The 17,975-nt window shown below is 68.9% G+C and carries 18 protein-coding genes; 10 read left to right on the top strand and 8 right to left on the bottom strand.

Annotation, left to right across the window (positions count from 1 at the left end):
• Positions 1–152 precede the first annotated feature (152 nt).
• Positions 153–782 (bottom strand): DUF1003 domain-containing protein, encoded by a 630-nt coding sequence (locus ACIA5H_RS22230; protein WP_397077227.1) that lies wholly within the window; start codon positions 780–782, stop codon positions 153–155.
• Between the two features lie 58 nt (positions 783–840).
• A complete protein-coding gene (locus ACIA5H_RS22225; protein WP_379254767.1) occupies positions 841–2,121 on the bottom strand; it encodes a magnesium transporter MgtE N-terminal domain-containing protein in 1,281 nt (426 codons plus the stop codon).
• A 63-nt stretch (positions 2,122–2,184) separates the two neighbouring features.
• Between ACIA5H_RS22225 and ACIA5H_RS22220 the strand changes: the two genes are divergently transcribed.
• From ACIA5H_RS22220 to ACIA5H_RS22210, 3 genes are read left to right on the top strand one after another with little or no spacing between them, the layout of a single operon-like run.
• A complete protein-coding gene (locus ACIA5H_RS22220; protein ID WP_355077354.1) occupies positions 2,185–3,141 on the top strand; it encodes a CoA ester lyase in 957 nt (318 codons plus the stop codon).
• A gap of 12 nt (positions 3,142–3,153) precedes the next feature.
• Entirely contained in the window at positions 3,154–3,645 is a 492-nt protein-coding gene (locus ACIA5H_RS22215) for a general stress protein (RefSeq protein ID WP_039800517.1), read from the top strand.
• 3 nt (positions 3,646–3,648) lie between these two features.
• Positions 3,649–4,230, top strand: a complete 582-nt coding sequence (locus ACIA5H_RS22210; RefSeq protein WP_379254771.1) for a suppressor of fused domain protein — start codon at positions 3,649–3,651, stop codon at positions 4,228–4,230.
• A 12-nt stretch (positions 4,231–4,242) separates the two neighbouring features.
• Here the strand turns inward: ACIA5H_RS22210 and ACIA5H_RS22205 are convergent, their stop codons facing one another.
• Entirely contained in the window at positions 4,243–5,334 is a 1,092-nt protein-coding gene (locus ACIA5H_RS22205) for a magnesium and cobalt transport protein CorA (protein WP_397077226.1), read from the bottom strand.
• Between the two features lie 75 nt (positions 5,335–5,409).
• On the opposite strand from ACIA5H_RS22205, the gene ACIA5H_RS22200 reads away from it, so the two are divergent.
• From ACIA5H_RS22200 to ACIA5H_RS22185, 4 genes are all read left to right on the top strand, one after another.
• Positions 5,410–6,264: a PHP domain-containing protein gene (locus ACIA5H_RS22200; protein ID WP_355077350.1), complete on the top strand. Its 855-nt coding sequence runs from the start codon at positions 5,410–5,412 to the stop codon at positions 6,262–6,264.
• On the top strand, positions 6,261–6,527 hold the full coding sequence (locus ACIA5H_RS22195) for a hypothetical protein (protein WP_379254775.1): 267 nt from the start codon (positions 6,261–6,263) through the stop codon (positions 6,525–6,527). The genes ACIA5H_RS22200 and ACIA5H_RS22195 overlap by 4 nt, the downstream gene beginning before the upstream one ends.
• A 51-nt stretch (positions 6,528–6,578) precedes the next feature.
• Positions 6,579–8,120, top strand: coding sequence for an FAD-dependent oxidoreductase (locus tag ACIA5H_RS22190; protein ID WP_397077223.1), 1,542 nt, complete (start codon positions 6,579–6,581; stop codon positions 8,118–8,120).
• Between the two features lie 506 nt (positions 8,121–8,626).
• Positions 8,627–9,823, top strand: coding sequence for an NADP-dependent malic enzyme (locus ACIA5H_RS22185; RefSeq protein ID WP_397077222.1), 1,197 nt, complete (start codon positions 8,627–8,629; stop codon positions 9,821–9,823).
• A gap of 113 nt (positions 9,824–9,936) precedes the next feature.
• Here the strand turns inward: ACIA5H_RS22185 and ACIA5H_RS22180 are convergent, their stop codons facing one another.
• From ACIA5H_RS22180 to ACIA5H_RS22165, 4 genes are read right to left on the bottom strand one after another with little or no spacing between them, the layout of a single operon-like run.
• Positions 9,937–10,665, bottom strand: coding sequence for an ABC transporter permease (locus ACIA5H_RS22180; protein WP_397077221.1), 729 nt, complete (start codon positions 10,663–10,665; stop codon positions 9,937–9,939).
• Positions 10,662–11,330 (bottom strand): ABC transporter permease, encoded by a 669-nt coding sequence (locus ACIA5H_RS22175; RefSeq protein ID WP_355077342.1) that lies wholly within the window; start codon positions 11,328–11,330, stop codon positions 10,662–10,664. Before ACIA5H_RS22175 ends, ACIA5H_RS22180 begins: the two co-directional genes overlap by 4 nt.
• Before the next feature lie 49 nt (positions 11,331–11,379).
• Positions 11,380–12,528 carry an ABC transporter ATP-binding protein gene (locus ACIA5H_RS22170; RefSeq protein ID WP_356969741.1) on the bottom strand — a complete coding sequence of 383 codons (1,149 nt, stop codon included), beginning with the start codon at positions 12,526–12,528 and terminating at the stop codon, positions 11,380–11,382.
• Positions 12,529–12,541: 13 nt separating this feature from the next.
• Positions 12,542–13,426: an ABC transporter substrate-binding protein gene (locus ACIA5H_RS22165; RefSeq protein WP_355077387.1), complete on the bottom strand. Its 885-nt coding sequence runs from the start codon at positions 13,424–13,426 to the stop codon at positions 12,542–12,544.
• Positions 13,427–13,668: 242 nt separating this feature from the next.
• Between ACIA5H_RS22165 and ACIA5H_RS22160 the strand changes: the two genes are divergently transcribed.
• From ACIA5H_RS22160 to ACIA5H_RS22150, 3 genes are all read left to right on the top strand, one after another.
• Positions 13,669–14,559, top strand: a complete 891-nt coding sequence (locus ACIA5H_RS22160; RefSeq protein WP_397077220.1) for a glycine betaine ABC transporter substrate-binding protein — start codon at positions 13,669–13,671, stop codon at positions 14,557–14,559.
• Between the two features lie 480 nt (positions 14,560–15,039).
• A complete protein-coding gene (locus ACIA5H_RS22155; RefSeq protein ID WP_397077219.1) occupies positions 15,040–15,738 on the top strand; it encodes a PadR family transcriptional regulator in 699 nt (232 codons plus the stop codon).
• 12 nt (positions 15,739–15,750) lie between these two features.
• Entirely contained in the window at positions 15,751–17,232 is a 1,482-nt protein-coding gene (locus ACIA5H_RS22150) for a DHA2 family efflux MFS transporter permease subunit (protein ID WP_397077218.1), read from the top strand.
• 51 nt (positions 17,233–17,283) lie between these two features.
• On the opposite strand, the gene ACIA5H_RS22145 is transcribed toward ACIA5H_RS22150, so the two are convergent.
• Positions 17,284–17,910: a Uma2 family endonuclease gene (locus tag ACIA5H_RS22145; protein ID WP_379254789.1), complete on the bottom strand. Its 627-nt coding sequence runs from the start codon at positions 17,908–17,910 to the stop codon at positions 17,284–17,286.
• Positions 17,911–17,975: the final 65 nt, after the last annotated feature.

Here is a 17,975-nt window from a genome sequence, read left to right as displayed (position 1 = left end):
CCCGAACCACTCACCACCACACCAGCAACAACCAAAGCCGAGACCGTTATCGGAGCAGATACACGCATTCGGCCACACCCAATCCTCGACGTCGTGGGAGCGGCCGTCCGGGACATCCCCTGCCCAGGCCGCTCTGGACAACGTTGTCCAGGTTACCCACCAGTCAGGTCCTTATTCGGTATTTCCGGTTGATCACTGGTTACCGACGGTGAAACCGATGCCGGAGCGGGCTTTCGGCCGAAGCTTTTCTTGCGGCCGCCCTTTCCGGTGCTGTCCGTCCGGCTCTCCGGATCCGGGGATTCCGCGTACTCCATGCGGTCCAGAATTCCTTTCAGCTCTTCCAATTCCCGGCGCAGGTAATCGCGCGTGGCCACTTCGCCGACCGCGATGCGCAGCGATGCGAGTTCCCGGGCCAGGAACTCGGTGTCCGCCTTGGTCTGAGCGGCCCGCACCCGGTCCTCCTCCAGGGCGACCCGGTCCCGGTTGTCCTGCCTGTTCTGCGCCAACAGGATCAGCGGCGCCGCGTAGGCGGCCTGAGTGGAGAACGCCAGGTTCAGCAGGATGAACGGATACGGGTCCCAGCGCAGCGTGATCACGAAGATGTTCACCAGGATCCAGACCACCACCACGATCGTCTGGACCGCTAAATACCGACCGGTCCCCAGGAATCGCGCCACCCGCTCGCTGCTGCGGGCCAAAGCCTCGGCGTCCCACTCCAATCGGAACCGGCTTTCCACCGGCGTCTCCAGCCGTTGGCGGGCCCTGTTGTGACCGAGCCGCACGCCCGGGTCGTTCTCGCTCACGGTGTGTCCTTTCGGGCGTGCGCGGGGTCGTGCGGGCTCACGCTCCGCCCCGTTCGTCGGTCTCTTCCTGGTCGCGCCAGTCCTCTGGCAGCAGGTGGTCGAGGACGTCGTCGACGCTGACCGCGCCGAGCAGGTGGTTCTCCTCGTCCACCACCGGTCCGCAGACCAGGTTGTAGGTCGCGAAGTACCGGGTCACCGCGGCCAGGGGCAGTTCGGGGCGCAGCGTCGACAGATCGGTGTCGAGGATCCCGCCCACCAGGTGGGCGGGTGGTTCGCGCAGCAACTGCTGGATGTGCACCGAACCGAGGTAACGGCCGGTCGGCGTCGCGGTGGGCGGACGGACCACGAACACCATGGAGGCCAGCGCGGGAGTGAGGTCCGGGTTGCGCACCCGCGCCAGCGCTTCGGCCACCGTCGTGGACGGGGTGAGAATGACCGGCTTGGGCGTCATCAGGCCGCCCGCGCTGTAAGGGGAGTGCTCGAGCAGCCTGCGCACCGGCTCGGACTCCTGCGGGTCCATCAGGGCGAGCAGCGATTCGGCCTCGCCCTCCGGCAGTTCGCCCAGCAGGTCGGCGGCGTCGTCGGGGTCCATCGCCTCCAGCACGTCGGCGGCTCGGCGCACCTCCAGGTGGCTGAGCAACTCGACCTGCTCGTCGTCGGGCAGTTCCTGCACCACGTCGGCCAGACGTTCGTCGTCCAGCGCGACGGCCACCTCGATCCGCCGTTTCTCCGGCAGCTCGCGCAGTTGCTGTGCCACGTCGGCCGCGCGCATGCCCTCGAACCGTTCGAGCAGTTGCGTCACGTCCTGTCCCGGCCTGCCGATCTCGTGGGGCGTCAGGCCGGACACCCTGGTCCAGTCCACCACGTGCACCGTGCGCCTGCGGCCAAGCCTGCGGTGCCCGCGCACGGCCACCCTGCTGACCAGCCAGTCCCTGGAACGCGCCTGTTCGATGCCGAGATCGGCCACGTGGACGTCCACGCCGGCCAGGTCGGGCAGGTCGGGGTCATCGACCCGCACCACCGAGTCGACGATCTGCGCCAAGGCGAGCATCTCGCCCGGTCGCTGGGTGAAACGGCGCAGGCTGACCGTTCCGGTGTTCAGCGTGACCACGCCGGGCTCGATCGCGGTGATCCGCAGGATCGGCACGAAAATGCGCCGCCGGGTGGGCAGTTCGACGACCAGGCCGTGCACGCGGGGCTGCTGGCGGTCGGACCGCACGGCCACGACGACGTCACGAATCCGGCCGATAGACTCCCCGTCCGGTCCCAGTACCGCCAAACCGGCCAGCCTGGCGACGTACACCCTGGTAGCTGCCATGCTGCCAAGGCTAGATGTTCGCGCGCGGGTGTTCGCATCCCGCCACGATCGACGGGAGTGATCATGAAGCCACGCCGTTCGGTGCTCGCGTGCCCGGGCAGCAACCCGAAGATGATCGAGAAGGCCAAGACATTGCCCGTCGACGAGGTGTTCCTCGATCTGGAGGACGCGGTCGCGCCGGTCGCGAAGGCCGAGGCGCGGGCGAACATCGTCGCGGCGCTGAACGACTCCGGGTGGGGAACGCAACTCCGGGTGGTCCGGGTGAATGACTGGACCACCGAATGGACCTACGCCGACGTCATTTCCGTGGTCGAGGGCGCGGGCGCGCGGCTGGACGCGATCCTGCTGCCCAAGGTGACCGACGCGGGCCAGGTGCGCGCGCTGGACCTGCTGCTGACCCAGCTGGAGAAGACCTGCGGCCTGGACGTCGGACGGATCGGCATCGAGCCGCAGATCGAGAACGCCGTGGGACTGCGCGACATCGACGCGATCGCCACCGCGAGTCCCCGGGTGCAGACCCTGGTCTTCGGCCCGGCGGACTTCATGGCCAGCATCAACATGCGCACGCTGGTGGTCGGCGAACAGCCGGAGGGCTACGACACCGGCGACGCCTACCACCACATCCTGATGACCATCCTGCTCGCCGCCCGCGCCCACGGTCTCCAGGCGATCGACGGCCCGTACCTGCAGATCCGGGACGTGGACGGCTTCCGCCGAGCCGCCGCGCGCACGGCCGCGCTCGGGTTCGACGGCAAGTGGGTGCTGCACCCCGGTCAGATCGAGGCGGCCAACGAGATCTTCAGCCCGCGGCAATCGGACTACGACCGCGCCGAGGAGATCCTGGACGCCTATGCCTTCCACACCTCGGCGGCGGGCGGCGCCCGCGGCGCGGTGATGCTCGGCGACGAGATGATCGACGAGGCCAGCGCCAAGATGGCCCAGGTGATCGCGGAAAAGGGCCGCGCCGCCGGAATGACGCGCACCACGCGTTTCACACCACCGCGGGATGCGTCGGAATAGCAGAATGGAACTATGACGAATCCCTTGGGGAACTCGAGCCGTGCGCGGCAGGCCCTTCCGACGCCTCCGTCGGGCTGGCCGGTCGGCTCCTACCCGACCTACGCCGAGGCGCAGAAGGCGGTCGACTATCTGGCCGACAACCAGTTCCCGGTGCAGGACGTGACCATCGTCGGTGTCGACTTGATGCAGGTCGAGCGGGTTCTCTACCGGCTGACCTGGGGCAAGGTGATCGGCGGCGGCGTGGTGTCGGGCGCCTGGCTCGGCTTGTTCCTCGGTCTGCTGCTGAGCCTGTTCACCACCAGCGGCGCGCTGGGCCCGCTGATCGTCGGCTTGGTCGGCGGCATCATCTTCGGCCTGATCTCGACCTCGATCCCCTACGCGGCGACCAGGGGTCAGCGCGACTTCGCGTCCACCATGCAATTGGTGGCGGGCCGCTACGACGTGCTGTGCGATCCGAAGTCGGCCGAGCAGGCACGGGACATGCTCGCGCGGCTGGCGATCTGACGTATGGAAGTGCTGGAGACGGTCCGCACCGAGGTGCTGGGCCATTTCGGGGTGGACGCCGCGAACGTCGACGCCGCGTCGGTCACCTTTCTGGGCTTGGAGCCGATCGAGATCCTGCGCATCGTCGAGGACGATCTGGTGCACTACGTGACGCTGGGCGGCAGCAGGCATCCCATGGGCGATCCCACCGCGGTGCACGCCGACCCGGTGCGCGGCCCGCGCGCGGAACTCGTGCTGACGTTGCGGTCCGGTGTGGGAGCCAGCTCGGGGCTGGCCAAGTCGCTCGGCGTGCTCGCCGCGGCGCCGGTCGTGGAAGGTGTTGTGCTGCAAGCGGACGCGCTGATGGATCTGGGTGAGCCGATGTGGCGCGACGCGCCGTTCACCGCGGTTCTGCTCGGTGAGAGCGACATTCCCGAAGTGCCGCTGCCGGACCCGGCGGAGCCGGTGCGTTATTTCGCGGTGACGCCGGTGACCGCGACCGAGGCGGCCTGGGTCCGGGTGCGGGGTGCGCAGGCGTTGCGGGACGCGTGGCAGGAGGCCGGCATCGATGTGCGCGACCCGAGGCGCGGCGCCGCCAGCTTGTGAGGCTTCCCCCGGCTACAGCCACTTGTTGCGGCGGAAGGTGAAGAACAAGCCGGTGCAGATGGCGAGGATGAGCACCCACACCATCGGATAACCCCAGACCTGGTGCAGTTCGGGCATGTGGTCGAAGTTCATCCCGTAGATGCCCGCGATCATCGTGGGCACGGCAGCGATCGCCACCCACGCCGAGATCTTGCGCATGTCGGTGTTCTGCTGCACGCCGATCCGGGCCAGCGCGGCGCTGATCAGCGCACTGAGCGCCTCGTCGAAGTCGTTGATCCGCTCGGCCACGGCGGCGTGATGCTCGGCGACATCGCGCAGATAGCGCCGGACCTCCTTCGGCACCGGCAGATCCGTTTTGCGACTGAGCTGCTCCAGCGGCGCGGCGAGCGGATTCACCGCGCGCCGCAGCTCGACCACCTCACGTTTGAGCTGGTATATGGATTCCACCGTCACCTTGCTGCGCGGGGTGAAGATCTCCTCTTCCATCTCGTCGATGTCGTTCTCGACCGACTGGGCCACGTCGATGTAGGAGTCCACGATCCGGTCGGCGATCGCGTGCAGCACCGCGCCCGGTCCGAGAGCCAGCTGCTCGGGGTCCTCCTCCAGCGCCTTGCGCACCTCGGCCAGGCCGGAATGCTCACCGTGGCGGACGGCGACCACGAAGTCGGGACCGGTGAACACGATGATCTCGCCGGTCTCCACGATCTCGCTGACGCTGTTCATCTCGTGCGGGACGTAGCTGACCGTGCGCAACACCAGCAGGAGCGAATCGTCGTAGCGCTCCAGTTTCGGCCGCTGGTGCCGTTGCAGGGCGTCGTCGGTGGCGAGCTGGTGCAGGCCGAACGTCGCGGCGATGTCTTCCATCTGCGTCTGGTCGGGATCGTGCAGGCCCACCCAGACGAATCCGTTCGGCTGCTCACGGGCCCGCGCCAGCGCGGCCTTGTGGGTGAACCGCCCCGGCAGCCGCTTGCCGTCCACGTACACCGCGCAGTCGACGATCGCCTGTGCGGTCGGAACCGGGATGAACCGCTGCCCGGATTGCGACGGTGTCCGGCCGGAGCCACGAAGCGACGAAAGCGGAGAAAAGGACGGCACGCTGACGATGCTACGTCGCCGTGGGCTGCCGGAACGTCGCCTGCGCGTGCGGGACGACCGCGCGGCACTGTAAGACTTGAAGACGTGCGCATCGACCTGCATACCCATTCGACCGCGTCCGACGGCACCGATACCCCGGCGGAACTCGTACGGAACGCGGCCGCCGCGGGCCTGGACGTCGTCGCGATCACCGATCACGACACCACGGCCGGATGGTCGGAAGCGGTCGACGCGCTGCCGAAGGGGCTGACGCTGGTCCGCGGCATGGAGATGTCCTGCGTCGGCCTGGGGGAGGACGGCTGGCCGGTGCCCGTACATTTGCTGGCCTACCTGTTCGACCCGACCCATCGCGGCTTCGCCGAGGAACGCGAGCGGCTGCGCGCCGAACGGGTGGAACGGCTGCGCGCCATGGCCGAGCGGATGGCGGCCGACGGACTGCCGATCGATCCCGACGCCGTGCTGGCCTCGGCGGGGCCGTCGGCCGGGCGCCCGCATCTGGCCCGGGCGCTGGTCGCCGCGGGCGTGGTGCCCAGCGTGGACGCGGCGTTCGACGAATTGCTCGCCCCGCACGGTCCCTACTACGCCGAGAAGGCCGACACCCCGCTGCGTCGCGCGGTGCAGATGATCGCCACCGCGGGCGGGGTCAGCGTGCTGGCGCACACCAGGGCGCGCAAGCGGGGCAGGCTGCTCGCCGTCGACGACATCCGGGAGCTGGCCGCGCTCGGGCTCGGCGGCCTGGAGATCGCGCACCCGGACCACTCCGCGGCCGACCGCGAGCTGCTCACCGATCTGGCCGCGGAACTCGGCCTGCTCACCACCGGTTCATCGGACTATCACGGCACCAACAAGACCATTCGGCTCGGCGAGTTCACCACCGACGCAACGCAATTCGAGAAGCTGGTGGGCAAGGCCTCCGGCGTGCCGGTGATCGCCGCGTGAGATTCGTGCGCGGCCTCAGCGGCATCGTCGCCGGTGGCGTCGTGGTGGGCATGCTGGTCGTGGTCGGCGCCGCGGTCATCGCGCAGCGACGCGGCTTCCCCGGTCCCGGCGCCGAATCGGTCGCCTGGCACGTGGCGGCCGCGGTGGTCGCCCTGGTGGCGCAGATATATTCGGACCGGCATCGTGGTTCGGCCGCCTTTACCGGTTCGATGATCGTTTTTCTGGCTGCTGGACTATTGCTGTGGACGCAATGGTGGAGCTGACTCCCGAGTTTTGGTTGCGGGCCGATGAATTGTGCCCGAACATTTTTCTTTATGACCGAACTCGAGACGGATGTACTGGTAATCGGCGGTGGTCCCGCCGGTACCTGGGCGGCCGTCTCGGCCGCCGCGGCCGGCGCCACCGTGGTGCTCGTCGACAAGGCGCGCTGCGGGTCGAGCGGGCCGACGGCGTACGGCGCGATCTCGCTGTGGCACCTTCCGCCCGGCCCGGCGCGGGACGAGGCGGTCCGGCGCGGGCACGCGCACGGCGGCGCGCTGGGTGATCCGGACTGGATGCACCGCGTGCTCGAGGAAAGTCATCAGCGGGTCGAGCAATTGGCCCGCTGGGGCTATCACCTCGCCGGTGACCCCGCGGGGCCGGCCAGGCGGCGCAGCTATCTCGACGGCGCCCGCTACCTGCGGCGAATGCGCCGCGCGGTGCGGGAAGCGGGTGTCCGGGTACTCGATCATCACCCGGTGCTGCAACTGCTGGTGGACCGCGACGGCGTAGTGCGCGGCGCCACCGGACTGCGCCCCCATGACGGTTTCGGGCGCTGGACCGTGCGCGCGGGTGCGGTCGTGGTGGCCACCGGTGGCTGCGCGTTCCTGTCCGGGTCGGCGGGCACCGACGTGGACACCGGCGACGGTCTGTTGTTCGCCGTGGAAGCGGGCGCCGAGCTGTCCGGGATGGAGTTCTCCTGCGCCTACAGCCTGATTCCGCCAGGGAAGGCCGAGCCGACCGCGCTGCGGAATCTCGCCTTGCGGTTCGCCCCGCTCTACGACGAATCCGGCGTCGAGCTGCCCGGGCATCGCTCGGCGGCGCTCGCGGCCATCGCCGATGGTCAGCGGGTTTTCGCCGCCCTGGACGACGTACCGGTGGCCCTCCGGTCCCGGCTGGCGCGCCATGGCTTCGTCGACCGTGCCGAACGGGTGCCGCTGCGCGCCGTGCTGGAGGGCACCGTGCGCGGCACGGGCGGACTGCGCGTCACCGGACCGGAGTGCGCGACCACCGTCGCGGGCCTGTTCGCCGCGGGCGACGTGGTCAGTCGCGAGCCGCTCACCGGCGCGGTGAGCGGATTCGGCGGACTGAGCGCGGCGTGGGCGATCGCTTCCGGCGTCTGGGCGGGCGCGGGCGCGGCGAAATTCGCCCGGACGACGGACCGGCGTGCCCCGGCGCGCGAGGTGTCCGGAGCCGGGCTCAATGCCGTGGCGCGGATCGATCCGAGGGCGGTGGTCGGCCTCGTCCAAGAGCACACTCTGCCGTTGCGGCGCAGCTACTGGCGCAGCGCGGGCAGCCTGCGCGACAGCATCGGCGAACTCGACGGCATGTGGCCCGGGGCGGAATTCGACCTCGGCGGCAGCGGCGCCGACCTGCTGCGTGCCCGGCAGGCCGCCGCGCTGCTCGCGGTGGCGCGCTGGACCAAATACAGCGCGCTGACGCGCACGGAGAGCCGCGGCATGCACCGCAGGACCGATCATCCCGGCGCGTCCGACACCTGGCGGACGCGACTGATGTCCGGCGGCGTGCGCAGCGTGTGGGTGCGCCCGGACGCGCCGAGGACGATGCCGGAGCAGCCCCGCGATATCGTCGCATGACAGTGCGCCGCCGGGCGGCGCTCGGCCCGCTGGTACTCACACCGCCGCCGCCCCGAGCGGTGCGATCGCTCACCGCGTGCGACTGCTGAACGGGGAGTTTCCGCTTACCTGAGGGTAATTCCCGCCCCCTAACGTTGGGTGATGGAGCGCGACACGGCCCATGGGGTAACCGGTTTGGCAACTTGCCTACCGGACTGGCAGAATGTGTCGGATTCCTTGCCTCCGCCACCGCCGGGTGAGGGAATCACGGAGGTCTCCGCCTCGCCGACGTACCGTCGCGACCCGCGAGATCACACCGCACGTTCTGTCCGGGCACACCCGCTCGGTTCTGCTTCGCGGATCAGTGCCGCGCCCGCCATCGAGAACTCGGCAAGTCGCGTCCGCCGCTCGCAGCCAGCTCGAAACGCACCGGTCAGCGCACCCGATGAGCGTTGTGAAACCCCTTATACCCATTACCCGGTGGTAACCGTCCCCCGATTTAGCCCGACCCGAGCAGGAGTGAAATCGTGTCACCTGTGACTGATGCACCGAATTCCACGGCAAGCTTGTCCGAAATCACAAACGACGAAATTTTCGCCGGACATCTCGGCGGCAAGCTCTCGGTCGAACTCAGTGCGCCCCTGGAGACCCAGCGCGATCTGTCGATCGCCTACACCCCGGGCGTCGCCCAGGTCAGCCGCGCGATCGCGGAGGACGAGGCGCTGGCAAAGCGCTACACCTGGACCGATCGGCTCGTGGTCGTGGTCAGCGACGGCACCGCCGTGCTCGGCCTCGGTGACATCGGCCCGCGCGCCTCGCTTCCGGTGATGGAGGGCAAGGCGGCGCTGTTCAAGAAGTTCGCCGGGCTGAATTCGATCCCGATCGTGTTGGACACCAAGGACGTCGACGCCATCGTCGAGACGCTGATCCGCTTGCGGCCGAGCTTCGGCGCGGTGAACCTGGAGGACATCTCCGCGCCGCGCTGCTTCGAGATCGAGAGGCGCGTCATCGAGGCGCTCGACTGCCCGGTGATGCACGACGACCAGCACGGCACCGCCATCGTGGTGCTCGCCGCGCTCAACGGCGCCGCCAAGGTGCAGGGCCGCGGCATCGAGGGCCTGAAGGTCGTGGTGTCCGGCGCGGGCGCCGCCGGTGTCGCGTGCACGAACATCCTGCTGGCCGCCGGTGTCCGCGACGTGACCGTGCTCGATTCGAAGGGCATCGTCGGCGCCGACCGCGGCGACCTCAACGAGGTGAAGGCCGAGCTGGCCACCCGCACCAACCCGCGCGGCCTCACCGGCGGCGCGGCGGAGGCGCTGGCCGGCGCCGACGTGTTCCTCGGCCTGTCGGCCGGCCTGATCGCCGAGGAGCTCATCGCGTCGATGGCGCCGGAGGCGATCGTGTTCGCCATGTCCAACCCGGACCCGGAGATCCACCCCGAGGTGGCGCGCAAGTACGCCGCGATCGTGGCCACCGGCCGCAGCGATTTCCCGAACCAGATCAACAATGTGCTCGCGTTCCCCGGCGTCTTCAAGGGCGCGCTGGACGCGGGCGCCCGGCGGATCACCGAGGGCATGAAGATCGCCGCCGCCGACGCCATCCTCAGCGTCGTCGCCGACGAACTCGGCCCGGACAAGATCGTGCCGAGCCCGCTGGACCCGCGGGTCGCTCCGGCCGTCGCCGAAGCGGTCGCCGCCGCCGCCCGCGCCGAGGGCGTCGCGTAACGCCACCGCACGCCAGCCGAAGGGCGCCCATTCGACCGCGAATGGGCGCCTTTCGCGTGTCGCGGCCGAGTAAGCGCCTCGCGTCACCGACGACTGAGCGGACACGTGGAGAGCTAGTTGGGCACGGTGGTTCTGGCCTGGGTCGATAGCGGAGCAGATTGCGCGGCCGGGGTCGGGCGACGCAACCGGCCGGTTCCCGGCGCGCTGACCCACACCGCGAACGCCAGCAGCCCGTCCAGCAGCATGGCAAGCACCGCCACCAGTAGCGCGCCGACCAGCACGCGGTCGTAGCGGTAGAGGCTGATCCCGTCGAAGATGTAGCGGCCCAAGCCGCCGAGGTTGACGTAGGCGGCGATCGTCGCGGTGGCCACCACCTGGAGGGTCGCGCCGCGCAGCCCGGTGAGCAGGATGGGCAGCGCGTTGGGCACCTCGACTCGGAACAGGATCTGCCGTTCGGTCATGCCCATGGCGCGCGAGGCGTCCACGACGTCGGCGGGAACGTTCGCGATTCCCGCGTACGCGCCCGCGAGCAGCGGAGGAATGCCGACCGTGATCAGTGCCAGCAGCGGCGGTATCAAGCCGAGGCCGAGCAGCAGCACCAGGAAGGTCAACAGGCCGAGGGTGGGCAGCGCGCGCATGGCGTTGGCGAAGCCGACCAGCACCGCCGCCCCACGCCGGGTGTGGCCGATGATCAGGCCGAGCGGTACGGCGATCCCCGCGGACACGGCGACGGTCAGGAAGCTGTACCAGAGGTGCTGAACGATGCGGCTCCCGATGCCCGACGGACCGCTCCAGTTGGCGCCGTCGGTGAAGTAGTGCCAGGCGTCGAGGAAAAGGTTCATGCCGCAGTGCCTTTCGCCCTGACGGTCCTGGCGTCCGCGCGCACCCAGGGCGTCGACCAGCGGCCCAGCGCGTACACCACCCGGTCGGCGACCAGCGCGAGCGCGAGCGTCACGATGATGCCCGCCATGATCTCGTCCGGATAATCGCGCTGGTAGCCCTGGGTGAACAGTTTGCCGAGCCCGCCGACGCCGATCAGCGCGCCGACCGACACCATCGCGATATTGGTCACCACCACCACCCGCAGACTGGATACGAAGACCGGCACGGCAAGTGGCATATCCACGGTGAGCGTGCGGCGCAGCGGGCCGTGGCCCACCGCGTCGGCCGCGTCGAGCACCGTGGCGGGCACCGAGTCCAGAGCCGCCGGGACCGCGATCACCAGCAGCGCCGTGGAATAGATGGTGAGCGCGATGATCACGTTCAGCGGGTCGATGGCCGAGATGCCGACGAGCGGAGGAATGATCACGAACAGCGCCAGCGACGGAACGGTGTAGGCCAGGCTCGCGGCGGTCACCGTGACCCGGCGCAGCCACGCCGCTCGCCGCACCAGCGCGCCGACCGGGACCGCGATCACCAGGCCCAGCAGTAGCGGCACCAGGGCGAGATAGAGGTGGGTCGCGGTGATTCCCATGATCTCCGAGAAGTTCTCGACGAGGTATCTCATGTCGCTCTCCGGATTCCGGCGCGCACGACGCCGTCTCGCTCACGTCCGTTCACGGCACTCGTTCTTCGAAGAAGTGCCGGTTGCGTTCGGCGTCTTCGTGGGCGCGCTGCCCGGCCAACTGCTCGAGCACCTCGGTGGCCAGCACTCCGCCGCGTACCGCACCGGCGCCGTCGACGGCGACACCGATTCCGGATGGCGAGGAGATCGCGGCGTCCAGTGCTTGGCGCAGGTCGCCGGACGGGGTGAACAGCGAACCGCCCGCCGACATGCTGTCCGACAGGGCGCGGCCCGCGCGGAATCCCTCGACGCCGGTGACGTCCATCCAGCCCACTGGCTTGCGGTCGGTGTCGACCACCAGCACCCACTCGCCCGCGTCGAGTCGCAGTTCGCGCACCTCGTCCGTGACAGCCGTCCGGATCTCGTGCAGCGGAATCTCATTCGCGGACCGGAAGGACAATCCGCGGTAACCGCGGTCGCGGCCGACGAAGTCGGCGACGAAATCGGTGGCGGGCTGGGCGAGCACGCGTTGCGGCGCGTCGTACTGCTGGAGCACTCCGCCGCGTCCGAACACCGCCACGCGATCGCCGAGCGTGATCGCCTCATCGATGTCGTGTGTGACGAACACGATGGTCTTGTGCAATTCCGCCTGCAACCTTTGCATTTCGACCTGCAATTCGGCGCGCACCACCGGGTCGACGGCGCTGAACGGCTCGTCCATCAGCAGGACCGGCGGGTCGGCGGCCAGCGCGCGGGCCACGCCAACGCGCTGCTGCTGACCACCCGACAGTTGCGCCGGATACCGCTGCGCCAGCGAGCGATCCAAGCCGACCCGGTCGAGTACCTCGAGCGCCGCGGCACGGGCGGCCCGGCGCGAGTCGCCGCGCAGGACCGGAACGGTCGCGACATTGTCGACGACCGTCCGGTGCGGCAGCAGTCCGCCGCTCTGGATGACGTACCCGATCCCGAGGCGCAGCCGGACCGGATCGACGGTCGAGACATCCTGCCCGGCAATGGTGATCGTCCCCGAGCTGGGCACGATCATGCGGTTGATCATTCGCATCGAGGTCGTCTTACCGCAGCCGGAAGGCCCGACGAACACGGTGAACGACCCGGACTCGATGCGCAGATCCAGGTCGGTGACGGCGTGCGTGCCGTCCGGATAGGTCTTGCTGATACCGGAGAATTCGATATCGGACACCGAATCTCCCTCCCTAGCCGACCGGCTTGTTCAGCCCCTTGGCGGCGACCCAGGCCGCGGCGGCGGCCTTGGGCTCGGTCTTGCCGGTGCCGGAGACCGCCTCGTTGAGCTTGATCAGTTCGGCGGTGGTCAGCTGCGCGGATACCGCGTTCAGCGCCGCGAGCGCCTTGTCCGACTTCTTGCTCGCGTTGAGCAGCGGCACCACGTTCTGCGGGGGGAAGTTGTGCTTCGGGTCGTTCAGCACCACGAGGTCGTTCTGCGGGATGGCGGGCGAGGTGGTGAAGATATCGGCCGCGGTCACCTGGCCCTCGACCAGCGCGCGAACCGTCGCGGGACCGCCCCCGTCGGCGATCGGCACGAAATTGCCCGCCGCGACATCCAGGTTGTAGTTCTTCTTCAGGCCGGGCAGACCGCCCGCACGCTCCTGGAATTCGGCGGGCGCGCCGAATTTCACCTCGGCCGAGTGCGCGGCCAGGTCGGCGATCGTGCTCAGGTTCCAGCGCTGGGCGGTGGCGCGGGTGACGACGACGGCGTCCGAGTCCTCGCCGGGCGCGGGCGTGCCGATCGCGAGATCGGAACCGAGCGCCTTGCCGAGCGCGCTGTTCACGTCGGCCGCGCTGGTGGCGGTGGCGTTCTTGTCCAGGTACTGCAGCAGATTGCCGGTGTACTCGGGGATCACCGAAATGGCGCACTTCCGCAGGGCGGGAAGGTAAGCTTCCCGGCTGCCGATGCCCAGCTTGGTATCCACGCTGAAGCCATTGGCGCGCAACACTTCCGCGTACACCTCGGCGATGGTCTCGGACTCGGGGAAGTTCGCCGAACCGACGGTCAATCCGTCTCCCGAACAGCTGCCGCCGGTGGCGAGTGGATCGGAATCGCCACAAGCCGACAGGGCCATCGCGACGGCGAGGGCGGTCGCGGCGGCGAGGATACGGGCGCCGCGCAGTGCGACGCGCGCGGCGGGGTGCCGGTGCGTGGCGGCACCGGGGGTGCGGGTGGATTTCACGAGAGTCCTTCCGACATGACGGCGGGCGCGGTCTCGGCACCGAGCGGCCGCCGGTACATTCTGGGTGTCCATACTGCCCGCTTCCGGGTTTTTCTGTTGGCCGTGTCGAGTCGTCGGAGAGTTGGTGTCGCCGGATGGTGTTGGCCGCGTCACAGCGGGTGCTGGCTCGGTTGCTGGTCGTCGCTTCCGTCGCGCTGGTCGTGTCCTGCGGGAACGACGAGCCGCAGCCGTCGATCACGGTCGGCGCGGGTGATTCGATCGAGTCCTCCGTGCTCGCCGAAATCTATGCGGGCGCGCTCGCGCGCGCCGGTGTGCGGACCGCGGTGGACCCGCGACTGGGCAGCCGCGCGGACTACCTCGCCGCGCTCGATGCGGACCGGGTCCAAGTGGTCGGCGAGCACACCGGCGCGCTGCTGGCCCATCTCGACGAACACACGACGGCGCGGCTGCCTGAGCAGGTGAAAGATGCGGTGAGCGCCGCATTGCCCGAGGGGCTGGTCGTCTCCGATCGCGCCGACGGCACCGATCTGCGGCCGCGGGTGCTGCTCACCGCACAGGCGGCGGCGCAGGACCGAGTGCGTTCGGTGCGTGATCTCGCGCCCCGCTGCGGTGGACTGACCGTCGGCGTAGCGGCCACGCCCGGCCTGCTGCCGCAGGCCGGGAGCGATCGCGTCGCCGGGTGCGACTTCGCCGCCACCGTGGCCTTCCCGGATCCCGCCGCACTGCGGAAAGCGCTGCTGGAAGGCCGGGTTCAGGTCGGCCTGCTCGGCGGTCCCGCCGAACTGACGCCCGGTGCGACCGACGGATTGGCCGTGCTGTCCGATGACGAGTACGCCGTGCGAGCCGAGAACGTGCTGCCGCTGTTCCGCAAAGGACTGCTCGACCGGCGGCAGATCAAGAAACTCGACTACGTCGCGGGCGAACTGACGACCGACGAGCTGGCGGCCATGATCCGGAATGTCCGGGACGACGGTGCCGCACCGAGTGATGTCGCGCGCGCCTGGCTGGACAAGCACTCGTTGTAGGCGTGACCCGCACGGCGCTTGCCACAGTCGGTCGACGCCGCTGAGTCGTCAGCTCGCGTTTTTCCTGTCGGGAATCGAGCGATAGATGTCGCATCCGACACTGCCGCCGGTTGTGAGTCGCGGCATAGGCTGGCTGAGCAGCCACTACACCATCCCGCACAGCAATGGCGCTGGAGAGGGTCGCCGACGTTGTCGGCCTTCGGCGGGAGCCGAAATCGAGAGGCCATCGAGAACTGACATCTCGATGGCCTCTCGTCGTGTACGAGCCGGGACATCGGGAACGCGATACGCGAGGCTGTGAATTGTGGGGGTCATCACGGGTCGCAGCGTCTTGTTCGCAGGCTGTTCCGCGCCGTATATTCCACGTGGAATATTTAGCGTGGAGCATGTCGGGACCGGGCGATAGCGTGCCGGGCGGCGGCAGGCTCGCAGCGTCGGCGGCCGAAGGCCGAGACGACCGAGTGACGGAGGTGAACAAGCATGGGGCAAGGGCAGGCGCATCCGTCGGTGACGCCGTTGGCCATCGCCGTGCTCGCACTGCTGGAGGAGCGGCCCATGCATCCGTACGAGATGTTCCAGACGCTGATCGCGCGGCGGGAGGACAAGCTGGTCAAGGTGCGGCCGGGCTCGCTGTACCACACCGTGTCCCGCCTGGCCGACCAAGAATTGGTGCACGCCGAGGGCGTCGACCGGGCGGGCAACCGGCCCGAACGCACCACCTACCGGATCACCGGGCGCGGCAGGGAGGCGTTGCGCAACCGGATCGCCGAGATCGTGCGGCGACCCGTTCCGGAGTATCCGATCTTCCCGGTGGCGCTGGGCGAGTTGCACAATCTGCCGAAGACGGAGGCGCTCACCCTGCTGCGCGAACGAATCGGCGTGCTGGAGACCGAACTGGCCGATGCCGACATGCTGAGCGCCTGGGCCGAGGAGCACGTCGTTCCCCGCCGCTACTGGATCTCCCTGCCGTATCTGCGGGCGATCCTCGCCGCCGAACTCACCTGGGTCAAGGAGTTCACCGCCGAATTGGCTGGCGGCGCACTCGAGTGGGAGGACTTCGACCCCGTGACCGGCGAACGCTCCGCGGCCGAACCGGCCGCCGACACCCCGGTGTCGCTGCCGGTGCCGCCCGGCGCTGTGGCGACCGCCGACCCGAGATTTTCGGATCATCCGAGTTAGGAAACGAAACAGATGTCCACACAACGCAATCCGTGGCTGGCGCTGGTCGCGCTGGTCGTCGGCTTCTTCATGATCCTGCTGGACATGACGATCGTGGCGGTCGCCAATCCCGCGATCATGACCAGCTTGCACGCCGACATCTCCCAGGTGATCTGGGTGACCAGCGCCTACTTGCTCACCTACGCGGTGCCGCTGCTGGTCACCGGACGGCTGGGTGATCGATTCGGCCCCAAGAACATCTATCTCATCGGCTTGGCGGTGTTCACCGCCGCGTCGCTGTGGTGCGGTCTGTCCGGCACCATCGGCATGCTGATCGCGGCACGCGCCGCCCAGGGCATCGGCGCCGCGCTGATGACGCCGCAGACCATGGCCGTGATCACCAGGACCTTCCCGCCGGACCGGCGCGGCGCCGCCATGGGCCTGTGGGGTGGCGTCGCGGGCCTGGCGACGCTGGTGGGCCCGATCCTCGGCGGTGTGCTGGTGGACGGTCTCGGCTGGGAGTGGATCTTCATCGTGAACGTCCCGGTCGGCGTCGTCGCCTTCGCGTTGGCCGTCTGGCTGGTGCCCGCGCTGCCGACGCACGAGCACAAGTTCGACATCCCCGGTGTGCTGCTCAGCGGCGTCGGCATGTTCCTGCTGGTGTTCGGCATCCAGGAGGGCAACACCTACGACTGGTCGTTGCGCATCTGGCTGCTGATCGGCGCTGGCTTGGTGGTGCTCGCGGTGTTCCTGGTCAACCAGGCCAGGAACAAGGGCGAGCCGTTGCTGCCGCTGAGCCTGTTCCGCGATCGCAACTTCGCGCTGTCCAATGCCGCGATCGCCGCGATGGGTGCGGCGGTGACCTCCCTGATGGTGCCGACGTACTTCTACCTGCAGGCCGTGCGGGAGCTGTCGCCGACCAAGTCCGCGCTGGTCTTCGCGCCCATGGCGATCGTGACCGGTTTCTCCGCCCCGCTGGTCGGCAAGTTCGCCGACAAGCTGCACCCGCGGATCGTGCCCACCGTCGGCTTCGGCTTGTTCGCGCTGTCGGTGTTCTGCTTCGCGGCGCTGATGAAGCCGGACTCGTCGCTGGTCTGGTTCCTGGTGGCAGCGGCGCTGGCCGGTTTCGCCAACGCCTGCATCTGGGCTCCGCTGGCGTCCACCGCCACCCACAATTTGCCGGTCCAGCTGGCCGGCGCGGGCGCCGGTGTCTACAACACCACCCGCCAGGTGGGCTCGGTGCTCGGCAGCGCGGCGATCAGCGCGCTGGTGGCTGCCAGGATGACGGCGAACGGCCTGGGCGGCGGCCCGGTCGCCGAAGGAGGCGCGGGTCGGGGCCCGCTCCCGGAGTTCGTCAAGGATGCCTTCAGCACCGCGCTCGGCCAGTCCGCGCTGCTCCCCGCGGCTGTCCTGCTGATCGGCGTCGCCGCCTCGGTACTGTTCATCCGCCACGGCGAGTCGGCCCCGCCGCGGCTCGAGAAAGAACGGGTCGAGGCCGACGCCGTAGCGAGCTGACCGCCGAAATCCCATGCCCCGCAGAAGAAGTCCTTCTGCGGGGCATGTTCGTCAGCGCGCCAGCACGCCGAGCTTGGTCCAGTCGATGGTGATCTCGATCGGCACATCGATCACGGTCTGGGAATCGGTCGGCGGCAGCTTCACATGTAGTCGGTACTGGCCCAGTACATGGTCGAGTACATAGACCTCGATCGAATCGACGCAATTGCCGGAAACCCAGACGATCCAGTACCACGGGATCCCGGCCAACGCATACTCCGCGAGCTTGTCGGCCGTGTCTACACGCTCGGTGCCCGGTGAGACGACTTCTACCACCAGTTTGACCATGGAAGCGGGCAACGGCCGAAGTTCGGGCGGGGCGCATTCGAACAGTGCGATGTCGGGCCGCCGAATCGTCACCCGCGGCAGCTCCCACAGCAGCACATCGAAATCCATATCGACGTCCAAGCAGCCGCTACGGTATCGACCAACGTGAGCTTCGGCAGCGGTCTCGACAAAGTCCGCTATTCTGCGGGCGGACTTCTGATGCGGCCTGGTAGGCGACTCCGCCCGAACGGCCTCCCCGTTCACCACCTCCACCAAGCGGCAGAAATCTTCGGGAAGCTTTTTCCAGATCTCCAACGTGATCGGCGCCGGCTGCAAGTTCTCTTCTCGCGCCCAATCCAAAATCTCGGACATGGCCCCCTCCTCGAACGGCCGACGACTACCGGACTCGCCCGATCCTATCCCGTCGACACGAGTTC

The organism is Nocardia sp. NPDC051900 (genome assembly GCF_044452545.1).
In the GTDB taxonomy this organism is placed as follows: domain Bacteria; phylum Actinomycetota; class Actinomycetes; order Mycobacteriales; family Mycobacteriaceae; genus Nocardia; species Nocardia sichangensis.
Note: the sequence above shows the minus strand (reverse complement) of the source record. Positions and strands in the feature narration are given on the sequence as shown.